The organism is Neisseria sp. P0021.S007, assembly GCF_051956855.1.
The window spans coordinates 1-610 of record NZ_JBQCXA010000754.1 but is presented as its reverse complement, the minus strand read 5'-3'; the positions used below and the strand labels follow the sequence as shown (position 1 = coordinate 610).

The window sequence follows — 610 nt, the reverse complement described above, 5'->3', positions numbered from 1 at the left end:
ACGTTTTGGAAACCACCGAACTGTGGCGCGAAATCTTTGAAGAAATCGGCAAAGAATACCCTGATGTCGAGCTTTCCCATATGTACGTCGACAACGCCGCCATGCAGTTGGTACGCGCGCCCAAACAATTTGACGTGATTGCTACCGGCAACATCTTCGGCGATATCCTCTCTGACGAAGCCTCCATGCTGACCGGCTCCATCGGTATGCTGCCTTCCGCTTCTTTGGACGAAAACGGCAAAGGCCTGTACGAACCGTCTCACGGCTCTGCTCCTGACATTGCCGGTCAAAACAAAGCCAATCCGCTGGCAACCGTTTTGTCCCTCGCTATGTTGTTGCGCTACAGCCTGAACGACGAAGCACGCGCGCAACAAGTCGAAAACGCCGTACAAAAAGTACTGCAACAAGGCTTGCGTACCGGCGATATTTACGAAGAAGGTACCAAACTGGTTTCCTGCTCAGAAATGGGCGATGCCGTATTGGCTGCTTTGTAAGAGGCCGTCTGAAAAAGCGTGGGATCAATCCCGCGCTTTTTTATATGCGAAACTTGAAACCATAAAAAAGGGCGTGTTTTCACACGCCCTTATGTTTTTTCAGACGGCCTTAAGAT

Annotated in this window: 1 protein-coding gene; it reads left to right on the top strand. The window is 50.7% G+C overall.

All coding sequences use genetic code 11. The annotated features are described in order from the left end of the window. Positions 1-494: isocitrate/isopropylmalate family dehydrogenase (locus tag ACTHUR_RS15790; protein WP_440399599.1), on the top strand; the 494-nt coding region annotated here is incomplete at its 5' end. Positions 495-610 lie beyond the last annotated feature (116 nt).